This is a genomic window from Stenotrophomonas aracearum, from assembly GCF_031834615.1.
GTDB classification, from domain to species: Bacteria; Pseudomonadota; Gammaproteobacteria; order Xanthomonadales; family Xanthomonadaceae; genus Stenotrophomonas; species Stenotrophomonas aracearum.
The window spans coordinates 1,881,589-1,908,408 of the sequence record NZ_CP115543.1 but is presented as its reverse complement, the minus strand read 5'-3'; the positions used below and the strand labels follow the sequence as shown (position 1 = coordinate 1,908,408).

General features: G+C 67.7%; 26 protein-coding genes. All 26 read left to right on the top strand.

The window, feature by feature from the left end; all coding sequences use genetic code 11:
• Nucleotides 1-5 precede the first annotated feature (5 nt).
• Nucleotides 6-1,883, top strand: coding sequence for a flagellar hook-associated protein FlgK (gene flgK, locus PDM28_RS08795; protein ID WP_311184492.1), 1,878 nt, complete (start codon nucleotides 6-8; stop codon nucleotides 1,881-1,883).
• On the top strand, nucleotides 1,880-3,082 hold the full coding sequence (gene flgL / locus PDM28_RS08790; RefSeq protein WP_311184491.1) for a flagellar hook-associated protein FlgL: 1,203 nt from the start codon (nucleotides 1,880-1,882) through the stop codon (nucleotides 3,080-3,082). The genes flgK and flgL overlap by 4 nt, the downstream gene beginning before the upstream one ends.
• A gap of 250 nt (nucleotides 3,083-3,332) precedes the next feature.
• A complete protein-coding gene (locus PDM28_RS08785) occupies nucleotides 3,333-4,499 on the top strand; it encodes a flagellin (RefSeq protein ID WP_311184490.1) in 1,167 nt (388 codons plus the stop codon).
• 72 nt (nucleotides 4,500-4,571) lie between these two features.
• Nucleotides 4,572-5,750: a flagellin gene (locus tag PDM28_RS08780; RefSeq protein ID WP_311184489.1), complete on the top strand. Its 1,179-nt coding sequence runs from the start codon at nucleotides 4,572-4,574 to the stop codon at nucleotides 5,748-5,750.
• A gap of 80 nt (nucleotides 5,751-5,830) precedes the next feature.
• Nucleotides 5,831-7,060 carry a flagellin gene (locus tag PDM28_RS08775; protein ID WP_311184488.1) on the top strand — a complete coding sequence of 410 codons (1,230 nt, stop codon included), beginning with the start codon at nucleotides 5,831-5,833 and terminating at the stop codon, nucleotides 7,058-7,060.
• A 79-nt stretch (nucleotides 7,061-7,139) separates the two neighbouring features.
• The gene (locus PDM28_RS08770; RefSeq protein ID WP_311184487.1) at nucleotides 7,140-8,333 is read left to right on the top strand and encodes a flagellin; all 1,194 of its coding nucleotides are present in this window, start codon (nucleotides 7,140-7,142) and stop codon (nucleotides 8,331-8,333) included.
• Nucleotides 8,334-8,720: 387 nt separating this feature from the next.
• Entirely contained in the window at nucleotides 8,721-10,103 is a 1,383-nt protein-coding gene (fliD, locus tag PDM28_RS08765; protein ID WP_311184486.1) for a flagellar filament capping protein FliD, read from the top strand.
• 67 nt (nucleotides 10,104-10,170) lie between these two features.
• Nucleotides 10,171-10,587: a flagellar export chaperone FliS gene (fliS, locus tag PDM28_RS08760; protein ID WP_070209330.1), complete on the top strand. Its 417-nt coding sequence runs from the start codon at nucleotides 10,171-10,173 to the stop codon at nucleotides 10,585-10,587.
• Nucleotides 10,587-10,892, top strand: coding sequence for a hypothetical protein (locus PDM28_RS08755; protein WP_311184485.1), 306 nt, complete (start codon nucleotides 10,587-10,589; stop codon nucleotides 10,890-10,892). The genes fliS and PDM28_RS08755 overlap by 1 nt, the downstream gene beginning before the upstream one ends.
• Nucleotides 10,889-11,467, top strand: coding sequence for a PilZ domain-containing protein (locus tag PDM28_RS08750; protein ID WP_311184484.1), 579 nt, complete (start codon nucleotides 10,889-10,891; stop codon nucleotides 11,465-11,467). The genes PDM28_RS08755 and PDM28_RS08750 overlap by 4 nt, the downstream gene beginning before the upstream one ends.
• 197 nt (nucleotides 11,468-11,664) lie before the next feature.
• A complete protein-coding gene (locus PDM28_RS08745; RefSeq protein ID WP_102945480.1) occupies nucleotides 11,665-12,297 on the top strand; it encodes a response regulator in 633 nt (210 codons plus the stop codon).
• A 266-nt stretch (nucleotides 12,298-12,563) separates the two neighbouring features.
• Nucleotides 12,564-13,973 carry an RNA polymerase factor sigma-54 gene (gene rpoN / locus PDM28_RS08740; protein ID WP_311184483.1) on the top strand — a complete coding sequence of 470 codons (1,410 nt, stop codon included), beginning with the start codon at nucleotides 12,564-12,566 and terminating at the stop codon, nucleotides 13,971-13,973.
• Nucleotides 13,974-13,985: 12 nt separating this feature from the next.
• Nucleotides 13,986-14,366 (top strand): response regulator, encoded by a 381-nt coding sequence (locus PDM28_RS08735; protein WP_102945482.1) that lies wholly within the window; start codon nucleotides 13,986-13,988, stop codon nucleotides 14,364-14,366.
• On the top strand, nucleotides 14,363-15,850 hold the full coding sequence (locus tag PDM28_RS08730; RefSeq protein ID WP_311184482.1) for a sigma-54 dependent transcriptional regulator: 1,488 nt from the start codon (nucleotides 14,363-14,365) through the stop codon (nucleotides 15,848-15,850). The genes PDM28_RS08735 and PDM28_RS08730 overlap by 4 nt, the downstream gene beginning before the upstream one ends.
• 285 nt (nucleotides 15,851-16,135) lie before the next feature.
• On the top strand, nucleotides 16,136-17,245 hold the full coding sequence (locus PDM28_RS08725; RefSeq protein ID WP_311184481.1) for a YadA-like family protein: 1,110 nt from the start codon (nucleotides 16,136-16,138) through the stop codon (nucleotides 17,243-17,245).
• Nucleotides 17,246-17,518: 273 nt separating this feature from the next.
• Complete coding sequence (gene fliE, locus PDM28_RS08720) at nucleotides 17,519-17,875, top strand: flagellar hook-basal body complex protein FliE (RefSeq protein WP_102945485.1); 357 nt, start codon at nucleotides 17,519-17,521, stop codon at nucleotides 17,873-17,875.
• 12 nt (nucleotides 17,876-17,887) lie between these two features.
• Nucleotides 17,888-19,534, top strand: a complete 1,647-nt coding sequence (fliF, locus tag PDM28_RS08715) for a flagellar basal-body MS-ring/collar protein FliF (RefSeq protein WP_311184480.1) — start codon at nucleotides 17,888-17,890, stop codon at nucleotides 19,532-19,534.
• Nucleotides 19,527-20,540, top strand: a complete 1,014-nt coding sequence (gene fliG, locus PDM28_RS08710) for a flagellar motor switch protein FliG (protein ID WP_102945487.1) — start codon at nucleotides 19,527-19,529, stop codon at nucleotides 20,538-20,540. The genes fliF and fliG overlap by 8 nt, the downstream gene beginning before the upstream one ends.
• Complete coding sequence (locus tag PDM28_RS08705; RefSeq protein WP_311184479.1) at nucleotides 20,537-21,172, top strand: FliH/SctL family protein; 636 nt, start codon at nucleotides 20,537-20,539, stop codon at nucleotides 21,170-21,172. Before fliG ends, PDM28_RS08705 begins: the two co-directional genes overlap by 4 nt.
• Nucleotides 21,169-22,551 (top strand): FliI/YscN family ATPase, encoded by a 1,383-nt coding sequence (locus PDM28_RS08700; protein WP_311184478.1) that lies wholly within the window; start codon nucleotides 21,169-21,171, stop codon nucleotides 22,549-22,551. Before PDM28_RS08705 ends, PDM28_RS08700 begins: the two co-directional genes overlap by 4 nt.
• A 3-nt stretch (nucleotides 22,552-22,554) precedes the next feature.
• Nucleotides 22,555-23,010: a flagellar export protein FliJ gene (gene fliJ, locus PDM28_RS08695; protein WP_070207910.1), complete on the top strand. Its 456-nt coding sequence runs from the start codon at nucleotides 22,555-22,557 to the stop codon at nucleotides 23,008-23,010.
• Entirely contained in the window at nucleotides 23,010-24,161 is a 1,152-nt protein-coding gene (locus PDM28_RS08690; RefSeq protein WP_311184673.1) for a flagellar hook-length control protein FliK, read from the top strand. Before fliJ ends, PDM28_RS08690 begins: the two co-directional genes overlap by 1 nt.
• 388 nt (nucleotides 24,162-24,549) lie before the next feature.
• Entirely contained in the window at nucleotides 24,550-25,068 is a 519-nt protein-coding gene (locus PDM28_RS08685; RefSeq protein WP_311184477.1) for a flagellar basal body-associated FliL family protein, read from the top strand.
• Nucleotides 25,069-25,077: 9 nt separating this feature from the next.
• Nucleotides 25,078-26,085 carry a flagellar motor switch protein FliM gene (fliM, locus tag PDM28_RS08680; protein WP_102945492.1) on the top strand — a complete coding sequence of 336 codons (1,008 nt, stop codon included), beginning with the start codon at nucleotides 25,078-25,080 and terminating at the stop codon, nucleotides 26,083-26,085.
• Nucleotides 26,082-26,420, top strand: a complete 339-nt coding sequence (gene fliN, locus PDM28_RS08675) for a flagellar motor switch protein FliN (protein WP_102945493.1) — start codon at nucleotides 26,082-26,084, stop codon at nucleotides 26,418-26,420. The genes fliM and fliN overlap by 4 nt, the downstream gene beginning before the upstream one ends.
• Nucleotides 26,417-26,818 (top strand): flagellar biosynthetic protein FliO, encoded by a 402-nt coding sequence (fliO, locus tag PDM28_RS08670; protein ID WP_311184476.1) that lies wholly within the window; start codon nucleotides 26,417-26,419, stop codon nucleotides 26,816-26,818. The genes fliN and fliO overlap by 4 nt, the downstream gene beginning before the upstream one ends.
• Nucleotides 26,819-26,820: the final 2 nt, after the last annotated feature.

Sequence of the window (26,820 nt, the reverse complement as noted above, 5' to 3'; positions counted from 1 at the left end):
AACCCATGTCCGTACTTTCCACCGGCTCCAGCGCCCTGCTCGCCTTCCAGCGTGCACTGGCCACCACCAGCCATAACGTCGCCAACATCAATACGCCCGGCTACAGCCGGCAGAAAGTCGACTTCGCCACCGCCACCCCGCAGAACCTGGGCTATGGCGATATCGGCAATGGCACCCGGATCACCGACGTGCGCCGCGTCGCCGACCAGCTGGCGATCTCGCGCCTGCTCGATGGCAGCGGCGAGCTCGCGCGGCTGAAGCAGCTGTCCAGCATGGCCGACCGCGTCGACGCGATGTTTTCCGACACGGCCACCAATGTGTCGGGCGTGTGGTCGAACTTCTTCGATACGGTCAGCGGCTTGTCCTCCAATGCCTCCGGCACCTCGGACCGGCAGAACATGCTCGACGGCGGCAAGACCCTGGCCAGCCGCTTCCAGCAGCTCAACGGCCAGCTCGACACGCTCAACGGCGAGGTCAACAACGGCCTGATCGCCGGCGCCACCGAAGTGAACCGGCTCGCCGCCGAGATCGCCCAGCTCAATGGCGCGATCGGCAGCAACGCCAACAACGCCGCGCCCGACCTGTTGGACCGGCGCGATGCGCTGGTCGCCAACCTGATCGGCTACACCGGTGGCACGGCGGTGATCCAGGACGGCGGTTTCATGAACGTCTACACCGCCGGTGGCCAGCCGCTGGTGGTGGGCACCACCGCCAGCAAGGTCACCACGGTCACCGACCCCTACCAGCCCGAGCGGCTGCAGCTGGCGCTGGAAACCCAGGGCCAGAAGATCACCCTGGAGCCGAAAATTTTGGGCGGCCAGATCGGCGGCCTGCTCGAATTCCGCGACACGGTATTGACGCCCACCCAGGCCGAACTGGGCAAGCTCGCCATCGGCCTGGCCAGCAGCTTCAACGACGTGCACCGCCAGGGCGCGGACCTGTACGGCAATCTGGGCGGCGACTTCTTCAACATCGGCAGCCCGCGCGTCACCGGCAACGCCAACAATGCCGGCACCGCCAGCATGACTGCCACGTTCGGCGACCTGTCCAAACTGGACGGCCAGAACGTGGTGCTGAAGTTCGACGGCACCCAGTGGCAGGCGACCCGCGCCGACACCGGCGCCGCCATTCCGATGACCGGCACCGGCAGCGCCGCCGACCCGCTGGTGATCAATGGCGTGGAACTGGTCATGAGCGGTACCCCGGCCACCAACGACCGCATGCTGCTGCAGCCCACCGCCGGCGTGGCCGGCACGCTGTCGGTCGCGATCACCGATACCTCGCGCATCGCCGCAGCCGCACCCGTCAAGGGCAGCGCCGCCCTGTCCAACAGCGGCACCGGCAAGCTCACCGGGGTCAAGGTCACCGACCCGACCAACCCGGCGCTGCGCACCCCGGCCGCCATCGTGTTCACCAGCGGCACCGAGTACACCGTGGACGGCGCCGGTCCGTTCACCTACACCCCCGGCCAGACCATCAGCGCCAACGGCTGGAGCTTCGTGCTGGACGGTGCGCCGAAGTCCGGCGACACCTTCAACATGGGGCCGACCCCGGCCGGGTCCTCGGACAACAGCAACGCCCTGTTGCTGTCCAAGGTTGAACAGGCCAAAGCCTTCAATGCCGGCACGGTCACCCTGAGCGGTGCATTGGGCGGGCTGACCACCCAGGTCGGCGCCGCCGCGCGCGCGGCCGACTACTCGCTGCAGGCGCAGCAGGTCATCACCGACCAGGCGCAGGCGTCGCGGGACGCGGTGTCCGGGGTCAACCTGGACGAGGAAGCGGCGGACATGCTCCGCCTGCAGCAGGCCTACCAGGCCGCGTCGCAGCTGATCTCCACCGCCGACAACATGTTCCAGACCATCCTCGGAGCCGTGAGCCGATGAACAACCGCATTTCCACCGGGATGATGTTCAACCAGTCGGTCTCGCTGATGATGGCCAAGCAGGCCAGGATGAGCCACCTGGAACAGCAGATCGCCACCGGTCGCCGCCTGGTGACCGCCAAGGACGACCCGGTCGCCTCCGGCGCTGCGGTCGGGCTGGACCGCACCCTGGCTTCGCTGGAGCGCATGGAGCTCAACGCCGGCAACGTGCAGAACCGGCTCGGCCTGCAGGAAAACGCGCTGGCCCAGGTTGGCGACATGATGGGGCGCATCACCGAACTCACCGTGTACGCCAACAATCCGGCGCTGGCCGCGTCGGACAAGCAGTCGATGGTCACCGAAATCGAGGCGATCCGCGGCAACCTGCTGGCCCTGGCCAACAGTACCGACGGCACCGGCCGCTATCTGTTCGGTGGGACCGCCGACGACAGCCCGCCCTTCAGCCAGGTCGACGGCAAGGTGGTCTACAACGGCGACCAGAACCAGCGCCAGGTCGAAGTGGGTCCGGACACCTACGTGCTCGACGCCCTGCCCGGCAGCGAGATCTTCCTGCGCATCGCCACCGGTGACGGCCACGTCGACGGCGCCGCCAACACGGCCAATACCGGCACCGGTGTGCTCACCAACGTCACCCGCGATGGCAGCGACAACTGGAACGGCCAGGCCTTCAGCGTGCGCTTCACCGCCGCCGACCAGTACGAACTGCTCGATGCGGGCGGTGCGGTGGTCTCCACCGGCAGCATGAAGGCCGGCGACGACCTGGTGCTCAACGGCGTGCGCCTGCATATCGATGGCGTCCCCGCCGCCGGTGACCGCTTCGAGGTCAGCGCCGCGACCAGCCGCGACATCTTCAGTACCCTCGACAGCCTGATCGGCTCGCTGAAGATGGACACCGGCACGGCGGCCAAGTCGGCCGCGCAGCAGAACCTGCTGCAGAGCGGCCTGCGCGACGTGGCCCGGGCCTCCGAACGGATGATCGACTCGCGCGCTGCCGGCGGTGCCCAGCTCAAGGCGCTGGACAACGCCGCGGACATGCGTGAATCCAACACGGTCACGCTCAAGGGCACCCTGTCGCAGATGCGCGACCTGGACTATGCCGACGCCATCAGCCAGTACCAGCTGGAAAGCACCGCGCTGCAGGCGGCACAGACGCTGTTCTCGCAGATGCAGCAGATGTCGCTGTTCAACGTCATACGCTGACCCGCCACACCGCTTCCAGAAGGCCCCAAGGCCGCGATGCTCCGAGCATCGCGGCCTTTTTCGTTCCTGCGCCCTGCCCGTTCAGATTGGCCCCGTGGCCCCTCCTGAAACCCCAACGAAATTTCCGGCTAAAGGTTGTTGACAAAGCGCCGTTATTCATTTGGCAACAACGAAGCACACAGCCAAACAAAAACAAACGGCGGCGCTTCGTTCCATTTCCGCACCGGGATTCCAATAAGGGAGACGACCCATGGCACAGGTAATCAACACCAATACGATGTCGCTCAACGCTCAGCGCAACCTGAGCACCAGCGGCAGCTCGCTCGCGACCACCATCCAGCGCCTCTCGTCCGGCCTGCGCATCAACAGCGCGAAGGACGACGCCGCCGGCCTGGCCATCTCCGAGCGCTTCGGCACCCAGATCCGCGGCACCGACGTCGCGATCCGCAATGCCAACGACGGCATCTCGCTGGCCCAGGTCGCCGAAGGCGCGCTGAGCGAGATCGGCAACAACCTGCAGCGCGTCCGCGAACTGGCCGTGCAGGCCTCCAACGCGACCAACTCGGCCAGCGACCGCAAGGCCCTGCAGGCCGAAGTCACCCAGCTGGTCAGCGAAATCGACCGCGTCGCCAAGCAGTCCGACTTCAACGGCACCAAGCTGCTGGACGGCAGCTTCACCAGCCAGCTGTTCCAGGTGGGCGCCAACGCCGGCCAGGCCATCGCCATCAACAACGTGGTCGACGCCAAGGCCAGCTCGCTGGGCAACGCCAAGTTCGCCCCGGCCGTGAGCAGCACCGCCGACGTGGCCACCCTCACCGACCTGACCGGCGTCACCATCAACGGCGTCACCATCGGCACCATCAGCGGCACCACCACCACGGAATTCGCCGCCTCGGCCGCCGCGCAGATCAACAACCAGATCGGCGAAACCGGCGTGTTCGCCGAAGTGGTCACCACCGCCGGCACCCCGGACACCTATCGCCTGAAGCTGACCCCGGTGGAAGCCGACCGCGACCTGGTCATCACCGGCGCCGCCCAGCTGAGCCTGGCCGACTCCACCGCCGCAGCCCCCAGCTCGGTCGCTGCCACCGCCACCGGCGCCGTGGTCAAGGACCTGGACGTGTCGTCCTACGTCGGTGCGCAGAAGGCGCTGGAAGTGGTCGACAAGGCACTGGAATCGGTCAACAGCGTGCGCGCCGACCTCGGCGCGATCCAGAACCGCTTCACCTCCGTCGTCGCCAACCTGCAGACCTCCACGGAGAACCTGTCGGCCTCGCGCAGCCGCATCCGCGATACCGACTTCGCCAAGGAAACCGCAGAACTGACCCGCACCCAGATCCTGCAGCAGGCCGGTACGGCCATGCTGGCCCAGGCCAACCAGGTGCCCCAGAACGTGCTCAGCCTGCTGCAGCGCTGACAGTAGCCGCTCCTGAAGCACGTCATGAGCGTCTGAACCCATACACGTGCAACCGCTCAAGGACCTCTCCTCATGGCACAAGTCATCAATACCAACACGATGTCGTTGAATGCTCAGCGCAACCTGAGCACCAGCGGCAGCTCCCTGGCCACCACCATCCAGCGCCTGTCGTCGGGTTCGCGCATCAACAGCGCCAAGGACGACGCGGCCGGCCTGGCGATCTCCGAGCGCTTCGGCACCCAGATCCGCGGCACCGACGTGGCCATCCGCAATGCCAACGACGGCATCTCGCTGGCCCAGGTCGCCGAAGGTTCGCTGAGCGAAATCGGCAACAACCTGCAGCGCGTCCGTGAACTGGCGGTGCAGGCCTCCAACGCCACCAACTCCGCCAGCGACCGCAAGGCGCTGCAGGCCGAAGTGACCCAGCTGGTCAGCGAAATCGACCGCGTCGCCAAGCAGTCGGACTTCAACGGCACCAAGCTGCTGGACGGTTCGTTCTCCAGCCAGCTGTTCCAGGTCGGTGCCAACGCCGGCCAGGCCATCGCCATCGACAAGGTGGTCGACGCCCGCGCCGGTTCGCTGGGCACCAGCACCTTCGCCACCGGCGCCACCGCTGCCGTCGCAGCCGTTGCCACCGACGTGCGTTTCGGCGGCACCGTGGCCGGCGTCGACATCGGCACCGTGGAAGTGAAGAGCGGCGCCAGCGTCGGTGATGCCGCCAAGGCGATCGCCACCGCGATCAACGGCAAGATCGGTGAAGCCGGCATCTATGCCGAGGCCAACACCGACGGCACCCTGAAGCTGTCCTCGGTGAAGGAAGGCAAGGCCGTGGTCGCCGCCGACATCGCCCTGACCCGCAGCAACTACCAGAGCGCCACCAGCGACTGGTCCACCGCCGCCGCCACCAGCGCCTACACCGCCGGTACCGCCACCGCCAGCAACGCGCAGAAGCTGGACGTCAGCTCGGTGCTCGGTGCGCAGCAGGCGTTGGAAGTGGTCGACAAGGCGCTGGGTTCGATCAACAGCACCCGTGCCGACCTGGGCGCCGTGCAGAACCGCTTCACCTCGGTCGTCGCCAACCTGCAGACCTCCACCGAAAACCTGTCCGCGTCGCGCAGCCGCATCAAGGACACGGATTTCGCCAAGGAAACCGCAGAGCTGACCCGCACCCAGATCCTGCAGCAGGCCGGTACGGCCATGCTGGCCCAGGCCAACCAGGTGCCGCAGAACGTGCTCAGCCTGCTGCGCTGATCGCCCTGGCACCCTCGGCGCCGGCCTGACCGGCGCCGATCCCGAATCTCCGCGTTCCACCCACGCCTGAAGGAATTCCCATGGCACAAGTCATCAATACCAACACGATGTCGTTGAATGCCCAGCGCAACCTGAGCACCAGCGGCAGCTCCCTGGCCACCACCATCCAGCGCCTGTCCTCGGGTTCGCGCATCAACAGCGCCAAGGACGACGCCGCCGGCCTGGCGATCTCGGAGCGCTTCGGCACCCAGATCCGCGGCACCGACGTCGCCATCCGCAATGCCAACGACGGCATCTCGCTGGCCCAGGTCGCCGAAGGTTCGCTGAGCGAAATCGGCAACAACCTGCAGCGCGTCCGTGAACTGGCGGTGCAGGCCTCCAACGCCACCAACTCGGCCAGCGACCGCAAGGCGCTGCAGGCCGAAGTGACCCAGCTGGTCAGCGAAATCGACCGCGTCGCCAAGCAGTCGGACTTCAACGGCACCAAGCTGCTGGACGGTTCGTTCTCCAGCCAGCTGTTCCAGGTCGGTGCGAATGCCGGCCAGGCCATCGCCATCGACAAGGTGGTCAACGCCAAGGCCAACGCGCTGGGCAACGCCACCTTCGACGCCAACTCGATCACCATCGCTGCCGGTACCGTGACCGCTGCCAACAAGGGCACCACGATCTCCTTCGATGGCGTCAAGATCGGCGGCGGCAGCCTGGCTGCGGCGGTCACCATCGACAAGGTCGAAGTCGTCTCGACCGGCGTTGCCGCCGATGACCAGAAGGCCCTGGTCGCCGCGGTGACCACCGCGATCAACGCCAAGATCGGCGAAACCGGCGTGTTTGCCGAAGTCGATGCCACCGCCGGCAAGATCAACCTGACCTCGGTCAAGGAAAGCGTCAACTCGGCCGGTGCCTTCACCGCGATGACCGTCACCGCCGGCACCAGCGCAGGCATCACCGGCTTCAACTCGGCCGCACCGACCGCCACCGCCACTGCGCCGGCCGGCAAGATGCTGAGCGATGTGAACATCGACAGCGTCAAGGGCGCCCAGCAGGCGCTGGAGATCGTCGACAAGGCGCTGGGTTCGATCAACAGCACCCGCGCCGACCTGGGCGCCGTGCAGAACCGCTTCACCTCGGTCGTCGCCAACCTGCAGACCTCCACCGAAAACCTGTCCGCCTCGCGCAGCCGCATCAAGGACACGGATTTCGCCAAGGAAACCGCAGAGCTGACCCGCACCCAGATCCTGCAGCAGGCCGGTACGGCCATGCTGGCCCAGGCCAACCAGGTGCCGCAGAACGTGCTCAGCCTGCTGCGCTGATCACGCCTGATCCGAAGGCGCCGGGAAACCGGCGCCGCTTCACTCGCTCCACGTTTCAGGCTTCAACCAAGGAATCCCCATGGCACAAGTGATCAACACCAACACCATGTCGCTCAACGCTCAGCGCAACCTGAGCACCAGCGGCAGCTCCCTGGCCACCACCATCCAGCGCCTGTCCTCGGGTTCGCGCATCAACAGCGCCAAGGACGACGCCGCCGGCCTGGCGATCTCCGAGCGCTTCGGCACCCAGATCCGCGGCACCGACGTGGCCATCCGCAATGCCAACGACGGCATCTCGCTGGCCCAGGTCGCCGAAGGTTCGCTGAGCGAAATCGGCAACAACCTGCAGCGCGTCCGTGAACTGGCGGTGCAGGCCTCCAACGCCACCAACTCCGCCAGCGACCGCAAGGCGCTGCAGGCCGAAGTGACCCAGCTGGTCAGCGAAATCGACCGCGTCGCCAAGCAGTCGGACTTCAACGGCACCAAGCTGCTGGACGGTTCGTTCTCCAGCCAGCTGTTCCAGGTCGGTGCCAACGCCGGCCAGGCCATCGCCATCGACAAGGTGGTCAATGCCAAGGCCGACTCGCTGGGCGCTGCGACCTTCGCCACCGCCGGCAAGATTGAAGTGGACGGTGCAGACCTCGCCAGCGGCACCATCGGTGCGATGACCGTCGGTGGCGTGGCACTGGGCGACGTGAAGTTCGACTACGTGGCCGGCGCCGATGCCGCCAACCAGGCCAACGCCGTCAAGGCGATCACCGCGGCGATCAGCAGCAAGCTGGGTGAAACCGGCCTGCTGGCAACGCAGGCGGTGGATGCCACCGGCAAGGCGATCGATGGCGAAATCACCCTGACCTCGGTCAAGGCCGACGCCAAGCTGGCCGACCTGGCCGTGGCTGGCGCGGGCGCTTCGGTGGCTGGCGTGACCACCACCGACGTAACCGCCAACACCACCGCTTCGCACCTGTCCGATCTGAAGATCGACACCGTTGCTGGCGCCCAGCAGGCGCTGGAGATCGTCGACAAGGCGCTGGGTTCGATCAACAGCACCCGTGCCGACCTGGGCGCCGTGCAGAACCGCTTCACCTCGGTCGTCGCCAACTTGCAGACCTCCACCGAAAACCTGTCCGCGTCGCGCAGCCGCATCAAGGACACGGATTTCGCCAAGGAAACCGCAGAGCTGACCCGCACCCAGATCCTGCAGCAGGCCGGTACGGCCATGCTGGCCCAGGCCAACCAGGTGCCGCAGAACGTGCTCAGCCTGCTGCGCTGAGCCACGCGCCTACGCCGCCGGCATACCGCCGGCGGCGCGGGCAACCCCGAGCAGCAGCGAACCCATTGCAGGACCGGGCCATGTCCATGGCATCCGTGGCAATGGCCCGCCCCTGCGGCCGAACTGTTATCAGCGCTGTAAGTTTGACTGAACTCCCCGGGTGGCTTCGTCTCCCCCCGTATTTTTCAGTAGCCTGAGCCCTCCCCTGCATTGGGGGAGGGTTTTTTACAGACCCCCGGCCGGACCATGCTGCGTCCCGCCTGATTACCCCTGCAAAGCGCGTGCCATTCCTCCGCGCCCTGCCCGTGGCACAACTCCTGCATCGACACGGGTCTAAAGACCTTGCGGCTACGGCCGCTACATTCGTTGACAGACAGGAGAAACAGCGTGGCTGACTTTGGTTACGGCGGCATCGGTTCGGGGCTGGACATTTCCGGCATGGTGGCCAGCCTGGTCGCGGCCGACCGCAAGCCTGCGGACAACGCACTGAACCTGCAGCAGTCCAAGGCCAAGATGCAGCTCTCGGCCGTGGGCACGGTCAAGTCCGCGTTCGACGTGCTCAGCACCTCGCTGAAGGCGCTCAAGGCATCCACCGCCTTCGACGCACGCCTGTTCAACGTGACCAAGAGCGGCACCGACGAGATCCTGACGGCCAGCGGCACCAACGATGCCGCCACCGGCACCCACGTGGTCAAGGTCGAGCAGCTGGCGACCGCCAACAAGTGGATCGCCGACACCGCCATCCCCAAGACCAAGACCTTCGGCGCCGGAACCCTGACGCTGGACGTCGGCGTGGGCGACAAGATGAAGTCGCTCGACATCCAGGTCGAGGCCGACGACACCCTGTCCTCGATCCGGACCAAGATCGACAAGGCCGCCCGCAGCCTGGGCGTGCAGACCACCCTGATCGCCTCCGGTGACGACCAGTACCTGTCGCTGTCGCAGGAGAAGTCCGGCACCGCCAACGCGATCAAGCTCCGCGCCGGCAGCGGCAACGCCGACCTGACCGCGCTGGCCGCCAGCATGTCCGAGCGCACCCCCGCGGCCGACGCCAAGCTGACCATCGACGGCGTGGCCGTGGTCGCCAGCGAGAACACCGTCACCGACGTGGTCCCGGGCCTGACCCTGAACCTGAAGAAGGTCGGCGAGAGCAACGTCACCATCAGCAGCGACGTGGCTGCCGCGCGCAAGGTCATGCAGGACTTCGTGACCGCCTACAACGGCGCGCTCGCGGCGATCAACACGGCGACCAAGTACGACATCGAAAACAAGGAGCCGTCCTCGCTGACCGGCGACGCGCAGATGCGCGGTGCCGCCAGCCAGCTGCGCTCGATGATGAGCGGCGTGCTCAAGGACCTGGCCGCCAATGGCCTGGACCCCAAGACCCTGGGCCTGCAGACCCGCGCCTACCCGAATGCGGACGGCAGCCTGGTGCTGGACAACACCAAGTTCGAAGCGGCCCTGGTCAACCAAGCCGGCGCGGTGCGCCAGGCCTTCACGGGCGACGACGGTGCGGCCACCAAGCTGTTCAACATGGTCGACGGCTACACCAGCACCACGGTCGGCAAGGAAGGCGCGTTCGTTTCCCGCACCAAGAGCATCAATGCCACGCTGACCGACATCGACAAGCGCCGCGCGGCGCTGGACACCCGCATGGCCGGCGTCGAAGAACGCTACAAGAAGCAGTTCCTGGCGCTGGACGCCCTGATGGGCAAGCTCAGCCAGAGCAGCTCCGCGCTGAGCCAGCAGCTGAGCCAGCTGTCGGGTTGAGCCCGGACGCTCAAGTTGGGCGCGCGCGCGGCCGATATCGGTACCAACGTTGCAGGAGACATGATCCATGTACGGTTCCAACCGTCAATTCACCGAGCAGTACCGCAAGGTCGGCGTGCAGAGCTCGATCACCGATGCCGACCCGCACAAGCTGGTCGCGCTGCTGTTGTCCGGCGCGCTGGAACGCGTGCGCCTGGCCCAGGCCTGCCTGGAAGGCGGCGACCAGGCGCGCAAGGGCAAGGCGATCGGCGAGGTCTGCGCGATCGTGGGCCACCTCAACGGCTCGCTGGACCATGAAGCCGGGGGTGAAATCGCCGGCAATCTGTCCGCCCTGTACGATTACGTCATGCAGCGCCTGACCGAAGCCAACCTGCACAACGACCCCGAAGCCCTGCGCGAGTCGCTGGAGCTGCTGGGCGAGATCGATTCGGCCTGGAACGCGATTCCGCACGACCAGCGCCAGCCGGCCGCGGTCGCGCTGTGATGGACGGCGCGCTGTCGCTGGCCTGCCTCAATGCCGACCTCGATGCGGTGGAAGCAGCGCTGCGCGTCGACGACTACGCCGCCGCCGGGGTCTGCCTGGATGACCTGGACCGCCACCAGCAGGCCTGGCTGGCACAGCCGGGCGCGCTGGCCGACGTGGCCGGGCTGACCGCGCTGGAAAGCCGCCAGCAGCAACTGCTGCGGACGATGGCCAGCCAGCGCGACGAAGCCGCGCGCCACCTGCGCCAGAACGTCGCCGCCGGCCGCGTGGCACGCGCCTACCTCACCGCCGAAGCCCTGTCATGAGCGACCAGCGCCCCAGCGACATCCATCATCCGGCCGAAAGCGAGCTGTTCGATGAAACGCTGAGCTGCGACCTGGCCCTGCCCGCCGAGTTCCGGCTGGGCAGCGCGGTGATCCGCCCGGGCAGCGCCGAAACCCTGCTGCGCAGCGTGGCCCTGGTCGAAGACGCGCGCGTCGACGACGGCCATGACGAGCGTGGCGACAGCGCCCAGCTGCAGCGGCTGGAAGCCAAGCTGGACCTGACCATGGTGCTGCTCGGCCGGCTGGTCCGGCAGAGCACACAGGAACTGGACCTGCGCCCGCTGCGCTGGTCGCGCCGCGGCATCCGGCTGGAGCTGGGCACCCGTACCGGCGCGCCGACCGGCAGTCTGGGCGTGATCCGCCTGCAGCCCTGCGACTGGCTGCCCGACCACATCGACCTGCCGGTTTCCATCCTGGCCGAAGCCGCCAGCGGCGCCGGCTCCTGCTTCCTGTGGCTGCGCGTCCAGCCCATGAGCGAAACGCTGGAAATGGCCCTCGAACGCCACCTGTTCAGGCTGCACCGCCGCCAGGTCGCGGAAAGCCGGCGCAGCCGCTGAAGCCAACCGTTGGCCGCTCGACCTCCCGGTAGCGCCGGCCGTTGGCCGGCCCAGGCGGTCCTTGGTCATGCGAGGAGCCGGCGCGACCGGGTGGGTTGGGACCGCCTGGGCCGGCCAGCAGCCGGCGCTACCGCTTGGCTCCCGCCGCTGGGTCGGTTAATGTGAAGAACTTCTTGACCTTCACACCCTCCCTGCCCGTGCGCGTTCTCATCGTCGACGATCACACCCTGGTCCGCGCCGGCCTCAGTCGCCTGCTCCAGGGCTTTGCCGACGTGGACGTGGCCGCCGAGGCCAGCAACGCCGAGCAGGCCCTGCAGATGGCGCTGCTGCATTCGCCCGACGTGATCCTGATGGACCTCTCCCTGCCCGGCCGCACCGGGCTGGAAGCGCTGAGCGACATCCTGGTCCGCGCGCCCGGCACCCGCGTAGTGATGATGACCATGCACGACGACGCCGTGCATGTGCGCGACGCACTGGACCGCGGCGCGGTCGGCTTCGTGGTCAAGGACGCTGCGCCGCAGGAACTGGAACTGGCACTGCGCGCCGCGCATGCCGGCCAGGTGTTCCTGAGCCCGCAGATCTCGGCCAAGATGCTGGCGCCCATGCTCGGCAAGGAAAAACCGGTCGGCGTGGCCGCATTGTCGCCTCGCCAGCGCGAGATCCTGCGCCAGATCGGCAAGGGCGAGAGCAACAAGGAAATCGCCGCGGACCTGGGCATCAGCGTCAAGACCGTGGAGACCCACCGCGCGCGCATGATGGAGTCGCTGGGCTGCCGCCGCGCCAACGATCTGCTGCTGCTGGCCGCCCGCCACCAGCACGAGCTGGAATAAACGGCGTCGGTTCCCCGACACCGGACAGGCTCCCCACCCGTCGTCGTCGGAATTTTGAATCGCAGCCACGCCGCCCAGCCACGTAACGACAAGGGTTTTCGCGGCAACCAGCGTCAAAGAACTGGAATACGGTAGGGAATCTCCCTACAGGGTGTCGGGAACCTGACGACCTCGATCAGGAACCCCCTGATTTTCCCCGCAAGGGATCAGAAGCAAGATGTGTTCCATAACGCACCGGGGACACGGTGCGACGGGGATACACAGCAATGAAGCCGACCATGTCGACCCAGCTGGGTCAGCAGCTCCACCTCACGCCGCAACTGCTGCAGTCGATCCGACTGCTGCAGCTGGACGGCATGCAGCTGGAGCTGGAGATCCGCCGCGCCCTGGAAACCAATCCGCTGCTGGAGCTGGAAGAAGCCCCGGCGCAGGAAACGGCGACCACCAGCGAAGCCGGCACCACGGTGGAAGTGGCGGCCTTCGACGAACTGCCCGAACCGGCGATGTGGGACGTGGCAGGTGCCAGCTGGCACGACGGCGACGATGATCGCCTGCAGCGCATTGCCGCCGACGAGTCCAGTGACCCGCAGCTGCGCGCCCTGCAGCGCCTGTCGCTCGAACTGGATGCCCGCGAACTGGCGGTGGCCCGGTTCTGGCTGGAGCACTGCGACGACGCCGGCTACCTGGACGCCCCGCTGGCCCAGCTGACCCTGCTGGCCAGCGCCCATTGCGATGTCGACGCCGCCGGGGTGGAAGCGGTGCGCCAGCAGATCCTGCACGGCGACCCGGCCGGGCTGGCCGCGCAGGACCTGCACGAATGCCTGTCGGTGCAGCTGCGCGCCCTGCACGGCCGCGTACCGGCCCGCCACCTGGCCCAGCGCGTGCTGGACAACGGCCTGGAGGCGCTGGCCGCGCACGACTACCCCGCCCTCGCCCGCCAGCTCGATGCCGAAGTGGCCGACATCCACGAGGCGGTCCGCCTGATCCTGTCGCTGCAGCCGCGCCCGGGCGACAGCCTGCTGCCGGACAGCACCGGCGCGGTCATCCCCGACGTGGTCGCCTGGCACGCCGACGGCCAATGGCGCGTGGCCCTGAACCCGGCCACCAGCCGCCGCCTCAGCATCAACCCCACCTACGAGAACGCCCTGGCCGATGCCGGCGACAGCGCCCAGCCGCTGCGCGACATGCTGCAGGAAGCCCGCTGGCTGACCCGCGGCCTGTCGATGCGCTACGACACCCTGCTGCGCACCACCCGGGTCATCATCGAACGCCAGGCCGGCTTCCTGACCCGCGGCGAAGAGGCCATGGCGCCGCTGACCCTGAAGGAAGTGGCCGACGCCATCGGCATGCACGAGTCCACCGTCTCGCGCATCACCACCGGCAAGTACCTGCAGACCCCGCGCGGCACCCTCGAACTGAAGCATTTCTTCGCGGTACGGCTGGAAGGTGCCAGTGTCTCCGGCCAGGCCGTGAAGGCCATGGTCCGCCGCCTGATCGACGCCGAACCGGCCGGCAAACCGCTGGCCGACGAAGCCATTGCGGGACTTCTGTCACGCCAGGGGGTGAATATTGCCCGTCGAACCGTTGCAAAATACCGCGAACAACTGGACATCGCGCCGGCCCGTGAACGCCGCCGGCACAGTGCCCGCACCCCGCTACTGGCCCGGGTGGGCTGAGGAAGTACAACCATGAACAAGCTCACCGTACTGCTGGTGGACGACCACGAAGGTTTCATCAACGCGGCCATGCGCCACTTCCGCAAGGTCGAGTGGCTGCACGTGGTCGGCAGTGCCGGCAACGGCCTGGAAGCCATCGAGCGTTCCGAAGCGCTGCGCCCGCAGGTGGTGCTGATGGACCTGGCCATGCCGGAAATGGGCGGGCTGCAGGCCACCCGGCTGATCAAGAGCCAGGACGACGCGCCGTACATCGTGATCGCCAGCCACTTCGATGACACCGAACACCGCGAGCACGCGCTGCGGGCCGGTGCCAACAACTTCGTCAGCAAGTTGTCCTACATCCAGGAGGTCATGCCGATTCTGGAAGGATTGAAGCCGGAGGCCACGCCATGAGCGAGTCGCGCATCCTGGTGCTGGACAACGACGCCGTGCGCGCCGAGCGCACCGTCAGCCTGCTGGAATTCATGGACTTCAATCCGCGCTGGGTCGCCGACCCGGCCGACTTCGACCACCGCCGCCACCGCGCCACCGACTGGATGGCGGTGATCATCGGCGGGCTGGAACCGGGCGAGCGCAGCGAAGCGCTGTTTGCCTGGGCCGGCCAGGGCGCCCTGCCGCCGCCGGTGATGCTGATCGACGGCGACGCCAGCGCCTTCGCGCAGCGCCATGGCCTGCATGAAGCCAACGTGTGGCCGCTGGAAGCGCCGCTGCGCCATGCGCAGATGGAAGCGCTGCTGCGCCGCGCCAGCCTGAAGCGGCTGGACGCCGAACACCAGGCCGGTGCCGTGGAGGAACAGGGCCCGACCGGCGACGGTGCGGCGGTAAGCGCGCTGCGCCAGATGATCGAGCAGGTCGCCGCGTTCGACACCACCGTGCTGGTGCTGGGCGAATCGGGCACCGGCAAGGAAGTGGTGTCGCGCTCGATCCACCAGCGCTCGCCGCGCCGCGACGGTCCGTTCGTCGCGATCAACTGCGGTGCGATTCCGGCCGACCTGCTGGAAAGCGAGCTGTTCGGTCATGAAAAGGGCGCCTTCACCGGTGCGCTGAGTGCGCGCAAGGGCCGTTTCGAAATGGCCGAAGGCGGCACCCTGCTGCTCGATGAAATCGGCGACATGAGCCTGCCGATGCAGGTCAAACTGCTGCGCGTCCTGCAGGAGCGCAGCTTCGAGCGCGTCGGCGGCAACCAGACCATCCGCTGCAACGTGCGCGTGATCGCCGCAACACATCGCGACCTGGAATCGCGCATTGCCGACGGCAAGTTCCGCGAGGATCTGTTCTACCGCCTCAACGTGTTCCCGATCGAAGTGCCGGCCCTGCGCGAGCGCAGCGAAGATCTGCCCGCGCTGGTCACCACCATTGCAGGCCAACTGGCCCGCACCGGTCGTGGCGAAGTGCGTTTCAGCCCGGAAGCGCTGCAGGCGCTTGCCTGTTACGAATGGCCGGGCAACGTGCGCGAGCTGACCAACCTGGTGGAGCGCCTGGCGGTGCTGCATCCGGGCGGCAGCGTGCGCGTGCAGGACCTGCCGGCCAAGTACCGCGGCGATTTCGCAGTGGCCGCACCGGTGGCGGTTGCTGCGCCGGAAGCCAACGGCGACGAGCGCCTGGACCTGCGTAGTTTCTCGTTCCACACCCCGACGACGGGCACCGCAGCCGCAGCGGCAAACCCGGCAGAACGCGCCCCCGCCCTGCCCGACGCAGGCCTGGACCTGCGCAACCACATGGCCAGCATCGAATTGACGCTGATCAACGAAGCGCTGGAGCGCACGCAGGGCGTGGTCGCGCACGCCGCGCAGCTGCTCGGCCTGCGGCGCACCACGCTGGTGGAAAAATTGCGCAAGTACGGAATCGAACGCGACCAGGCGGAGCTGGCCGGCTAACGGAAACGGATGGGGATCACACGCGTAGCGACACGCCACGCGTGTCCTCGCGATGCCGGCCCCATTCCGGGATCCAAACGCCCTTACGCCGCCGGAACGAAGAGCAGCCACGCAGGGCGTGGCTCTACCTTCACCTCGCCATGACGGCTCCGGGCATAGCGTCGCCCACAGCCGTGTGACGGGGCTTCAAAAACACGCTCCGGCTACGGGGAATCGGGGGATTCACGCAGAACGCCAAACCGGTGCATGACCGGCCAGGTGCGCTGCCACCCGAGGATCTCTGCCATGGATCGTTCCTGGTATCGCATTGCATTGCGTGGTGTTTCGCGCGCCTCCCTCGCCCGTTCGCTCGCCTTTGTTGGGGCCACGCTGTGCGTGTTCCTGTCGCTGAGCACTCCCGTTCTCGCCCAGACGGTCTGTACCCAGACCGGCGGCGCGGCACCTACCGCTACCGGCGCTGGCGCCTTTGCCTGCGGCGATGCAGCCAGCGCCGGCGGCGCCAACGCCACGGCTGTCGGTAACGGTGCAGCCGCTGGCGACCAGTTCGGCACCGCCGTAGGACGCAATTCCGGCGCAACCGGGTTCGCTTCGACCGCAATCGGATATAACGTCAAGGCAGTTGGCCGCGACAGTCAGGCAATCGGCGTCAACAGCAACGCTACCGAGGAAGGCACCCTTGCGATCGGCGTAGGTACTGACGCCACAGCACTGAATGCTCTGGCATTCGGCCAAGGTGCAAAGGCCTCGGGCGTAAGTTCCATCGCCCTCGGCGCCGGCGCAGTCGCTACCGAAGCCAACACCGTCTCGCTCGGCGTCGCAGGCTCCGAACGCCGCATCGTCAACCTCGCCGCCGGTACCGCAGACACCGACGGGGTCAACGTCAGCCAGCTGAAGCAATCGGCTGCCGACACCCTCGCCGCGGCCAACACCTACACCGACGAGCAGGCCGACGCGACGCTCGCCGAAGCCAACACCTACACCGACACGGTGGCCGGTGACACGTTGGTGGCCGCGAACCAGTACACCGACCAGCAGGTCAACCAGCTCAGCAGCCTGGCCGCCGGTGCCAACGATGCACTCGCCCAGTTCAAGGCACAAGCCGAAGACCGGTTCGCCGGGATCGATGAGCGCCTGAATGGCATGGACGACGCGTTGCGGGTGATGGACCGCCGGATCAGCCGCCAAGGCGCGATGGCCGCGGCGATGACGCAGAGCCTTGGCGTGCCGGAGGTCGGCAGTAACTTCCTGGGTGCAGGCGTGGGCTGGTCCGAAGGCGAGAATGCCTTTGCCGCCAGTTTCCGTCGCCGCTTCACCGAGCACTTCACTGCGTCGGTAGGTGCGTCGCGCAGCGGTGACGAAAGCTCGGTTGCGGTCGGTGCTGGTGTGACCTGGTAACCGCGCTTTACCACCCATCCATACAGACGCCCGGATCCTCCGGGCGTCTTCACATCTGCCGCCGGCCAACGCGCCGGTTTCCCGACGCCGACGTTCCGTCGCGAGCGTGCGTCGTCCCGTCGCAGCGGAACTACGTCACATTTCTCCGCGCCCCCCTTGCACCGCCGGCCTTCACGCACGGACATCACCACATCACTGAACCGCTCAGCCGTTTCGGCACGGGGCTTGCAACGTCATCACCCGAGATCCCCCAAATCAGCCGGAACGTTCCAGATGTCACACTCCGTCACCTCGATTCTCTCCCAGATCCGCAGCTACCAGACCCAGGTCACCCAGCCGGTCGGCCCGCTGGAGACTCCGCAGACCAATGCGCTGCAGGGCCTGGCTGCCCCGCAGGACGTGCAGGGCGCGAGCTTCACCGACACCCTGCGCGGCGCCATTGCCGGCGTCAACGAAGCCCAGCAGAAGTCCGGCGCCCTCGCCCGCGCCTTCGAACTGGGCGAACCCGGCGCCGACCTGGCCAAGGTCATGGTCGCCTCCCAGCAGTCCCAGATCGCCTTCCGCGCCACCGTGGAAGTCCGCAACCGTCTCGTCCAGGCTTACCAGGACGTGATGAACATGCCGCTGTAAGGATAGAACCGCATGGCCCTGTCGCTCACCAAGGAATCCCTGAACGCCGAAAAGGCGGGCCAGTGGTTCGACCGGCTGCAAAGCCTGCAGATCACCCGTCGGCTTGGCCTGATGGCCATGATCGCCGTGGCCGTTGCGGCAGGCCTGTTCGTGTTCTTCTGGTCGCAGAAGCCCGGCATGGTGCCGCTGTACACCGGCCTGGACCAGAAGGCCACCGCCGAAGCGACCGACCTGCTGCGCGCCGCGCAGATTCCGTTCGAACTGGACGCCGCCACCGGCGGCATCACCGTGCCGGAAAAGAACCTGCACGACGCGCGCCTGAAACTGGCCGGCTCCGGCCTGACCGACAGCGGCCGCCTGGGCTTCGAGCTGATGGAGCGGGACCCCGGCTTCGGCGTCAGCCAGTTCATGGAAAACGCCCGCTACCAGCACTCGCTGGAAACCGAGCTGTCGCGCACCATCAACACTCTGCGTCCGGTGCGCGACTCGCGCGTGCACCTGGCCATTCCCAAGCCCAGCGCCTTCACCCGCCAGCGCGACGTGGCCAGCGCCTCGGTGGTGCTGGAACTGCGCGGTGGCCAGCAGCTGGAGCGCGGCCAGATCGACGCCATCGTGCACATGGTCGCGGCCAGCATTCCCGACCTGACCGCCGAGCGCGTCACCGTGGTTGACCAGAGCGGGCGCATGCTCAGCGTGTCCGACCCGAACAGCGAAGCGGCGGTCAATGCCGCCCAGTTCGACCAGGTGCGCCGCCAGGAAACCTCGTTCAACCAGCGCATCCGCGAACTGCTCGAGCCGATGACCGGCCCGGGCCGGGTCAACCCGGAAGTCAGCGTGGACATGGACTTCTCGGTCACCGAAGAAGCGCGTGAGCTGTACAACGGCGAGCCGCAGAAGCTGCGCAGCGAGCAGACCAGCGAAAACAGCACCAGCACCCCGGGCCCGCAGGGCGTACCGGGTGCGGCCAGCAACACCCCGCCCGGCCCGGCTGCCGCCCCAGCGACCGCGGCCACGCCGACCGAAACCGCGCGCAACGCCACCCGCAACTACGAGCTGGACCGCACCCTGCAGCACACCCGCCAGCCGGCCGGCCGCATCAAGCGCGTCTCCGTCGCGGTGCTGCTGGACAACGTGCCGCGCCCCGGCGCCAACGGCAAGACCACCGAACAGCCTCTCTCGGCCGCCGAACTCACCCGCGTGGAAGCGCTGGTCAAGCAGGCGGTGGGCTTCAACGCCGAACGTGGCGACACCGTGTCGGTGATGAACGCCCCGTTCGTGCGCGAAACCACGCCGGTCGAAGCCCCGAACTGGTGGGAACTGCCGTACGTGCAGGACGGCCTGCGCCTGCTGCTCGGCGCCATCGTGGTGCTGGCGCTGGTGTTCGGCGTGCTGCGCCCGGCGCTGCGCTCGATCACCGGCACCCCGAAGAAGCTGGCCCACGAGGGCAGCCTGGAACCGCACAGCGCCGACGTGCAGCTGGTGGACGACGGCGAAGGCCTGCCGGCGCTGGGCGCCGACCGGGTACATCTCTCCGGACAGGAGCCGCTGGCCCTGCCGGTGGACTCCTACGAGGAACGACTGCGCATGGCGCGTGAAGCTGTAAAGACCGATTCCAAGCGCGTGGCCCAGGTTGTGAAGGGGTGGGTGGCCAATGACTGATACCACCGTCCCGGCCCCGCTCAGCGGCGTGCAGCGCGCCGCCGTGCTGCTGCTCTCGCTCGGCGAAGTGGAAGCGGCCGACGTGCTGCGCCACATGGAACCGAAGGAAGTGCAGAAGATCGGCATCGCCATGGCCACCATGAGCGACATCACCCGCGAGCAGGTCGAGCGGGTGATGGACCAGTTCAATACCGAACTGGGCTCCAAGACCTCGCTGGGCGTCGGCTCGGACGACTACATCCGCAACATGCTGGTGCAGGCCCTGGGCAGCGAGAAGGCCGGCAACCTGATCGACCGCATCCTGCTCGGCCGCAACACCACCGGGCTGGACGCGCTGAAGTGGATGGACCCGCGTGCGGTGGCCGACCTGGTCCGCAACGAACACCCGCAGATCATCGCCATCGTCATGGCCCACCTGGAAACCGACCAGGCCGCCGACGCGCTCAAGCTGCTGCCCGAACGCACCCGGGTCGACGTGCTGCTGCGCATCGCCACCCTGGACGGCATTCCGCCGAACGCGCTGAACGAACTGAACGAAATCATGGAGCGCCAGTTTGCTGGCAACCAGAACCTGAAGTCGTCCAACATCGGCGGCGTGCAGTGCGCGGCCAACATCCTGAACTTCATGGACAGCGGCCAGGACCAGGCGATCCTCGGCGAGATCTCCCGCATCGACGCCCCGCTCAGCGCGCGCATCCAGGAAAAGATGTTCGTGTTCGACGACCTGATCGACCTGGAAGACCGCGAACTGCAGCTGGTGCTGCGCGAAGTCAGCGGCGAACGCCTGGGCCTGGCCCTGCGCGGTGCCGACATCAAGGTGCGCGACAAGATCACCCGCAACATGTCCCAGCGCGCGGCCGAGATCCTGCTCGAAGACATGGAAGCGCGCGGTCCGGTACGCCTGTCCGACGTGGAAGCGGCGCAGCGCGAGATCCTGGCCATCGTCAAGCGCATGGCCGATGAAGGCACCGTCACCCTGGGCGGCAACGCGGAGGCCATGCTGTGAACAACGCCGTACGCTGGCTCGCCCCGGACCTGCTGGCCGATCCGGCCGCCTTGCAGGAAGAAGCGTTCGACGACCAGGCCATCGAGCTCGAACACGACCCCGAGCCGTTCCTGCAGCTGCCGACCCTGGAGGAAATCCAGGCGATCCAGGACGCCGCGCAGAAGGACGGCTTCGACCAGGGCCATGCCGACGGCCACGCCCAGGGCCAGGCCGAAGTGCGCCGCCTGATCGCGCAGATCGAAGGCATCCTGGACAACTTCAGCCGGCCGCTGGTGCGGCTGGAGAACGAAGTGGTGGCCGCGCTCGGCGAACTGGCGGTGCGCATCGCCGGCACCTTGGTCGGCCGCGCCTACGAGGCTGATCCGTCGTTGCTCGCGCAGCTGGTCGGTGAAGCGGTCGACGCCGTGGGTGGTGCCAACCGCGAGGTGGAAGTGCGCCTGCACCCCGACGACATCGCCGCCCTGACCCCGCTGCTGACTCTCTCGCCCAACCAGCGGCTGAGCCCGGACCTGAGCCTGAGCCGCGGTGACCTGCGCGTGCACGCCGAAGCCGTGCGCATCGACGGCACCTTGGAAGCGCGCCTGCGTGGCGCGCTGGACGCGGTGCTGCGCAAATCCGGAGCCAGCGCATGAACACCGAACCGCTCCCCGCCCCCGCCGCCGACTGGGCGGCCGCGCGCAACCTGCGCCTGGCCGCGCGCCTGGACACCATCCAGCCCGACGGCGCGCATGGTCGCGGCCTGATCCGCGAAGGCGTGCTGCGCCGCGCGGTCGGCCTGACCCTGGAAGCGGTCGGCTGCGAATCGCCGATGGGCGCCAGCTGCAAGGTCGAAGTCGCCGACGGCGGCTGGGTCGACGCTGAAGTGGTCGGCTTCGCCGGCGAACGCACCTACCTGATGCCCAGCGCCGAACTGCACGGCCTGCTGCCCAACGCGCGCGTGGTGCCCTCGCTGGGCCGTGGCGGCGTGGAAGTGGGCGAAGGCCTGCTCGGCCGCGTCATCGACAGCGACGGCGTACCGCTGGACGGCAAGGGCCCGATCCGCGCCGAGGGCACCGTCGGCATGGCCGGCGTGGCCATCAACCCGCTCGCCCGCGAACCGATCACCCAGCCGCTGGACGTCGGCGTGCGTGCCATCAACGCCCTGCTGCCGATCGGCCGCGGCCAGCGTGTCGGCCTGTTCGCAGGCTCGGGTGTCGGTAAATCGACCCTGCTCGGCATGATGACCCGCTATACCGCCGCCGACGTGATCGTGGTCGGCCTGATCGGCGAACGTGGCCGCGAAGTGCGCGACTTCGTCGAAAGCACCCTGGGCGAAGAAGGCCTGCGCCGCGCCGTGGTCGTGGCCAGCCCCGCCGACCGCCCGCCGCTGGCCCGCCTGCACGGCGCCTACCGCGCCACCGCCATCGCCGAATGGTTCCGCGACCAGGGCCTGAACGTGCTCCTGCTGATGGACTCGCTGACCCGCTTCGCCCAGGCCCAGCGCGAGATCGGCCTGTCGGTCGGCGAACCGCCCACCACCCGCGGCTACCCGCCGTCGGTATTCGCCAAGCTGCCGGCGCTGGTCGAACGCGCCGGCAACGGCGCCAAGGGACGCGGTTCGATCACCGCCTTCTACACCGTGCTGACCGAAGGCGACGACCCGCAGGACCCCATCGCCGACGCCGCGCGCGCCATCCTCGACGGCCACATCCTGCTCTCGCGCCGGGTTGCCGACAGCGGCCTGTACCCGGCCATCGACGTCGAATCCTCGGTCAGCCGCGTGGTCACCGAAATCGCCGACGAACCGTGGCGCCTGCGCATCCGCAAGCTCAAGCGCCTGGTCTCGGCCTACTCCAGCAACCGCGACCTGATCGCCATCGGCGCGTACCAGCGCGGCAACGATCCGGCCACCGACGAAGCGCTGGAACGCTGGTCGGACATCGTCGATTTCCTCGGCCAAGACGTCGGCAAGGCCGCCGACCTGCCGCACAGCCAGGCCGCGCTCAAGCGCCTGGTGGAACCTGAGGGCTAAGCCATGCAATCCAAGCGCATCGATCCCCTGCTCAAGCGGGCCCAGGACCACGAAGACGAAGTCGCCCGCGACCTCGCCGAGCGCCAGCGCGTGCTCGACACCCACCTCTCGCGCCTGGACGAACTGCGTCGCTATGCCGAGGAGTACGCCAACGCCCAGATGGCCGCCACCAGCCCGGCCCAGCTGCTCAACCGCCGCGCTTTCCTCGACCGCCTCGACACCGCCGTCGCCCAGCAGCGCCAGACCGTCGACAACAACCGCGAAAAGGTCGAAGCCGAACGCGCCCGCCTGATCCTCGCCAGCCGCGACAAGGCCGTGCTCGAACAGCTCGCCGCCAGCTACCGCGCCCAGGAAAAAGTCCTGGTCGACCGCCGCGACCAGCGCGAAATGGACGACATCGGCGCCCGCCGCAGCCGCGCCGCCCGCGCCGAAGACACCGACTCCGGGGAGACCGCGTGATGACCCCCACCTTCCTCGGCAGCAGCGCCAGCGCCACCGGCAGCACTGCCACCACCGGCAGCGCCCCGCGCAACACCGCCAACGGCAGCGACCGCCGGGACTTTGACGCCCTGCTCAACGCCGAACCCGCCCGCAAACCGACCACCGCCAAGGCCGACAGCAAGCAGGCAAAGCCCGAGGGCACTGCAAAGCAGCCCGGCCAGGACACCGCCACGAATGCCACGGACGACGCCTCGCGCCGTCCCGGCAGCACCGCGCCCGGCGACAGCACCGACCCCGTGACCAGTTCGGCAGCCAGCGAAACGCCCGCCACCCCCGAACCCACCGACGACACCGACACCGCCCCCTGGCCCCCGCTGGGCCTCGCCGGCCTCGCGCTGGCCGGCCCGGAAGCCGTCACCGTCCAGGCCGCCCCCGCCGCCAACGCCGACAGCGCCGCCAAGACCGACCCCGTGCTGGCCGGCCTGCCCAGCGCCGCGCCCCTCACCGCCGCCCCCGCACTGACCGCAGCCACCGCCGCCCCAGCAGACAATGCAGCCGGCCCGATCGCCCTGCCGCTCGACGCCAGCGCCAGCGAAGACACCCCGCTACCCGACGAATTGGCCGACGCCATCGCCTCTGCCACCTCCAGCGACGCCGACGCCCCCACCACCACCCCACTCCTCCACGCCCTGCACGCCGCCGCCGAACTCAAGGCCAACGCCACCAACGCCCCCTTCGCGGCCGAGCCCACCGCAACCCCGCACGTAGGCGGCGACGACTTCGACGACGCCCTCAGCGCCCGCATCGGCTGGCTCGCCGACCAGAAGATCGGCCACGCCACCATCAAAGTCACCCCCCACGACCTCGGCCTGATCGAAGTCCGCCTGCAGATGGACGGCGACAAGGTCCACGCCACCTTCAGCAGCGCACATGCGGATGTGAGGCACGCCCTCGAATCCAGCATTCCGCGCCTTCGCGAAATGTTGAACGAACAGGGATTCCAGTTGGGCAATGCCGATGTCGGGCAGCAGCACACCGCGCAGGATGGAAAGGCCGGTGGTGGGCAGAATGGACAAGGCGTCAGCGACAGCGAGATGGCAGTCACGGAAACCATCGTCTCCCCTGCGCAGTTGATGCGGCAGAGAGGATTGGTCGACGCGTACGCGTAAAGCCGCGTTTCGATCAGGGTCCATGCGTTAAAGAGCCGATCATCGTTATCGGCGGTCGTTTGGGAACCGACCCTACCGCCGGAATTGCACCGGGCGACGAACCCGCTCTCCCCACCGTCACCCGTACGGTTTCAGGGGTGGGTCGGTATGGGTTTGTGGGGGAATGAGCGGCATGGATGCCGCGACTTAGCCTCCATGGACGGATTTACGGCGTCCCCCACAAACCCATACCGACCCGCCCAGCCAGGCGGAACCGCAGAGCCGACGCCGTTGACGTTGCCGTTGACGTTAAGCAAACCCGTCACGTCAAAATCCCGACCCAGCCCAGCCAAAGCACTTCGGCACACCACTTGCATGTAGCCAGGAAGCAATCCAATGGAGCTTCCCAGTGGCCGCAGCCGCCGACAAAACCAAGAAATCCGCCGACAAGGACAAGGCCGCCAAGCCGCGCAGCCCGCTCCTGATCACGGCCCTCATTGCCGTGGTGGCCGCTGGCGCCGCCGGTGGCGGCGTCTGGTATTTCACCCAGTCCCATGACGACAAGGCCCCGGCTACCGCCGAAAAGGCCAAGTCCGCCGTGCCCGCGCCCGCCCAGTACTTCGGCCTCGAACCCCCGTTCGTCGTCAACCTCAGCAGCAGCTTCGACGGCCCCCGCTACCTCCAGGTCGAAGTCCAGCTCATGACCCGCGACCCCGCCGCCCTCGAAGCCATCAAGCTTCACGCCCCGGCCATCCGCGCCAAGCTGCTCATGCTCTTCTCCCAGGTCGAACCCGCCCAGATCGCCGACCGCGCCGGCAAGGAAAAGCTCCAGGCCGACTCCCTCGCCGAAGTCCAGAAGCTCCTCAAAGCCGAAACCGGCAACAAGGGCGTCGACGAACTGCTGTTCACCAGCTTCGTCACCCAGTAAAGGCCGCCCATGAACGACCTGCTTTCCCAGGATGAAATCGACGCCCTGCTGCATGGCGTCGACTCCGGTGCCGTCGAAACCGAAGTCGACACCATTGCCCCCGGCGAAGCCCGCAACTACGACTTCGCCAGCCAGGACCGCATCATCCGCGGCCGCATGCCGACCCTCGAAATGGTCAACGAGCGCTTCGCCCGGCTCTGGCGCATCGGCCTGTTCAACCTCATCCGTCGTTCCGCCGAACTGTCCGTGCGTGGCATTGAACTGATCAAGTTCAACGACTACATGCACTCCCTCTACGTCCCCACCAACCTCAACCTCATCCGCTTCAAGCCCCTGCGCGGCACCGGCCTGATCGTCTTCGAGCCCACCCTCGTCTTCGCCATCGTCGACAACTTCTTCGGTGGCGACGGCCGCTACCCCACCCGCATCGAAGGTCGCGAATTCACCGCCACCGAAATGCGCGTCATCCATCTCCTGCTCAAGCAGACCTTCGCCGACCTCCGCGAAGCCTGGGCCCCGGTGATGGATGTCGACTTCGAATACATCAACTCCGAGATCAATCCCCACTTCGCCAACATCGTCACCCCCCGCGAATACGTCGTCGTCTGCCGACTGCATGTCGAGCTTGACGGCGGTGGCGGCGACATCCACGTCACCCTCCCGTACTCCATGCTCGAACCGATCCGCGAACTGCTCGATGCCGGCATCCAGAGCGACCGCAATGATCGTGACGAAAGCTGGGGCACCATGCTGCGCGAACAGCTCAACGTCGCCGAAGTCACTCTTTCCAGCGTCCTCGCCACCAAGCACATGAGCCTGCGCGACCTCACCCGGCTCAAGATCGGCGACGTCCTGCCCATCGACCTGCCCAACCAGGTTCCCGTCTGCGTCGAGAACATCCCCGTCTTCACCGGCCAGTTCGGCGTCGCCAACGGCATGAACGCCGTAAAGATCACCGCTACCCACCCGCCGGGCACCCGCCCCCGCGTACCCGTCATCCAGGAAGACCCGCAATGAACGACATCGACACCCACGAACCGGCACCGGCGCAGTTCACCACCCTGCATTCCGACGACGCCGACGGCGGTCCCGACCTGAACCTCGACGTCATCCTCGACGTCCCGGTCACCCTGTCGCTCGAAGTCGGCCGCGCCCGCCTCCCCATCCGCAACCTGCTCCAGCTCAACCAGGGCTCCGTCGTCGAACTCGAACGCGGCGCCGGCGAATCGCTCGACGTCTTCGTCAACGGCACCCTCATCGCCCACGGCGAAGTCGTCGTCATCAACGACCGTTTCGGCGTCCGCCTGACCGACGTCGTCAGCCCCAGCGAACGGATCCGGAGACTGCGTTGATCGCCCTGGCACTCATCGCCGCCGGCGCGCAGGCGACCAAGGTCGGCCAGCACGCCGCCGCCGCGCCCAGCATGTTCGGCGCCGTGCTGGCCCTGCTGGCCGTGCTCGCCCTGATCGTCGGCCTCGGCTGGCTGCTCAAGCGCATGCCCGGCAGCGGCTTCAAGCCCGCCGAAGGCCTGCGCATCGTCGCCAGCCTCAACGTGGGTGCCAAGGAACGCGTCGTCGTCGTCGACGTCAACGGCGAACAGCTGCTGCTCGGCGTCACCGCCGGCGGCATCAACACCCTGCACCGCCTGCCCGAACCCCTGCCCACCCCGGAACCGGCGCGCCTGCCGGATTTCAAGAACCTGCCCAATTTCGCCCAGCTCCTGCAACAGCGGCTGCGCAAGGACAAATGATC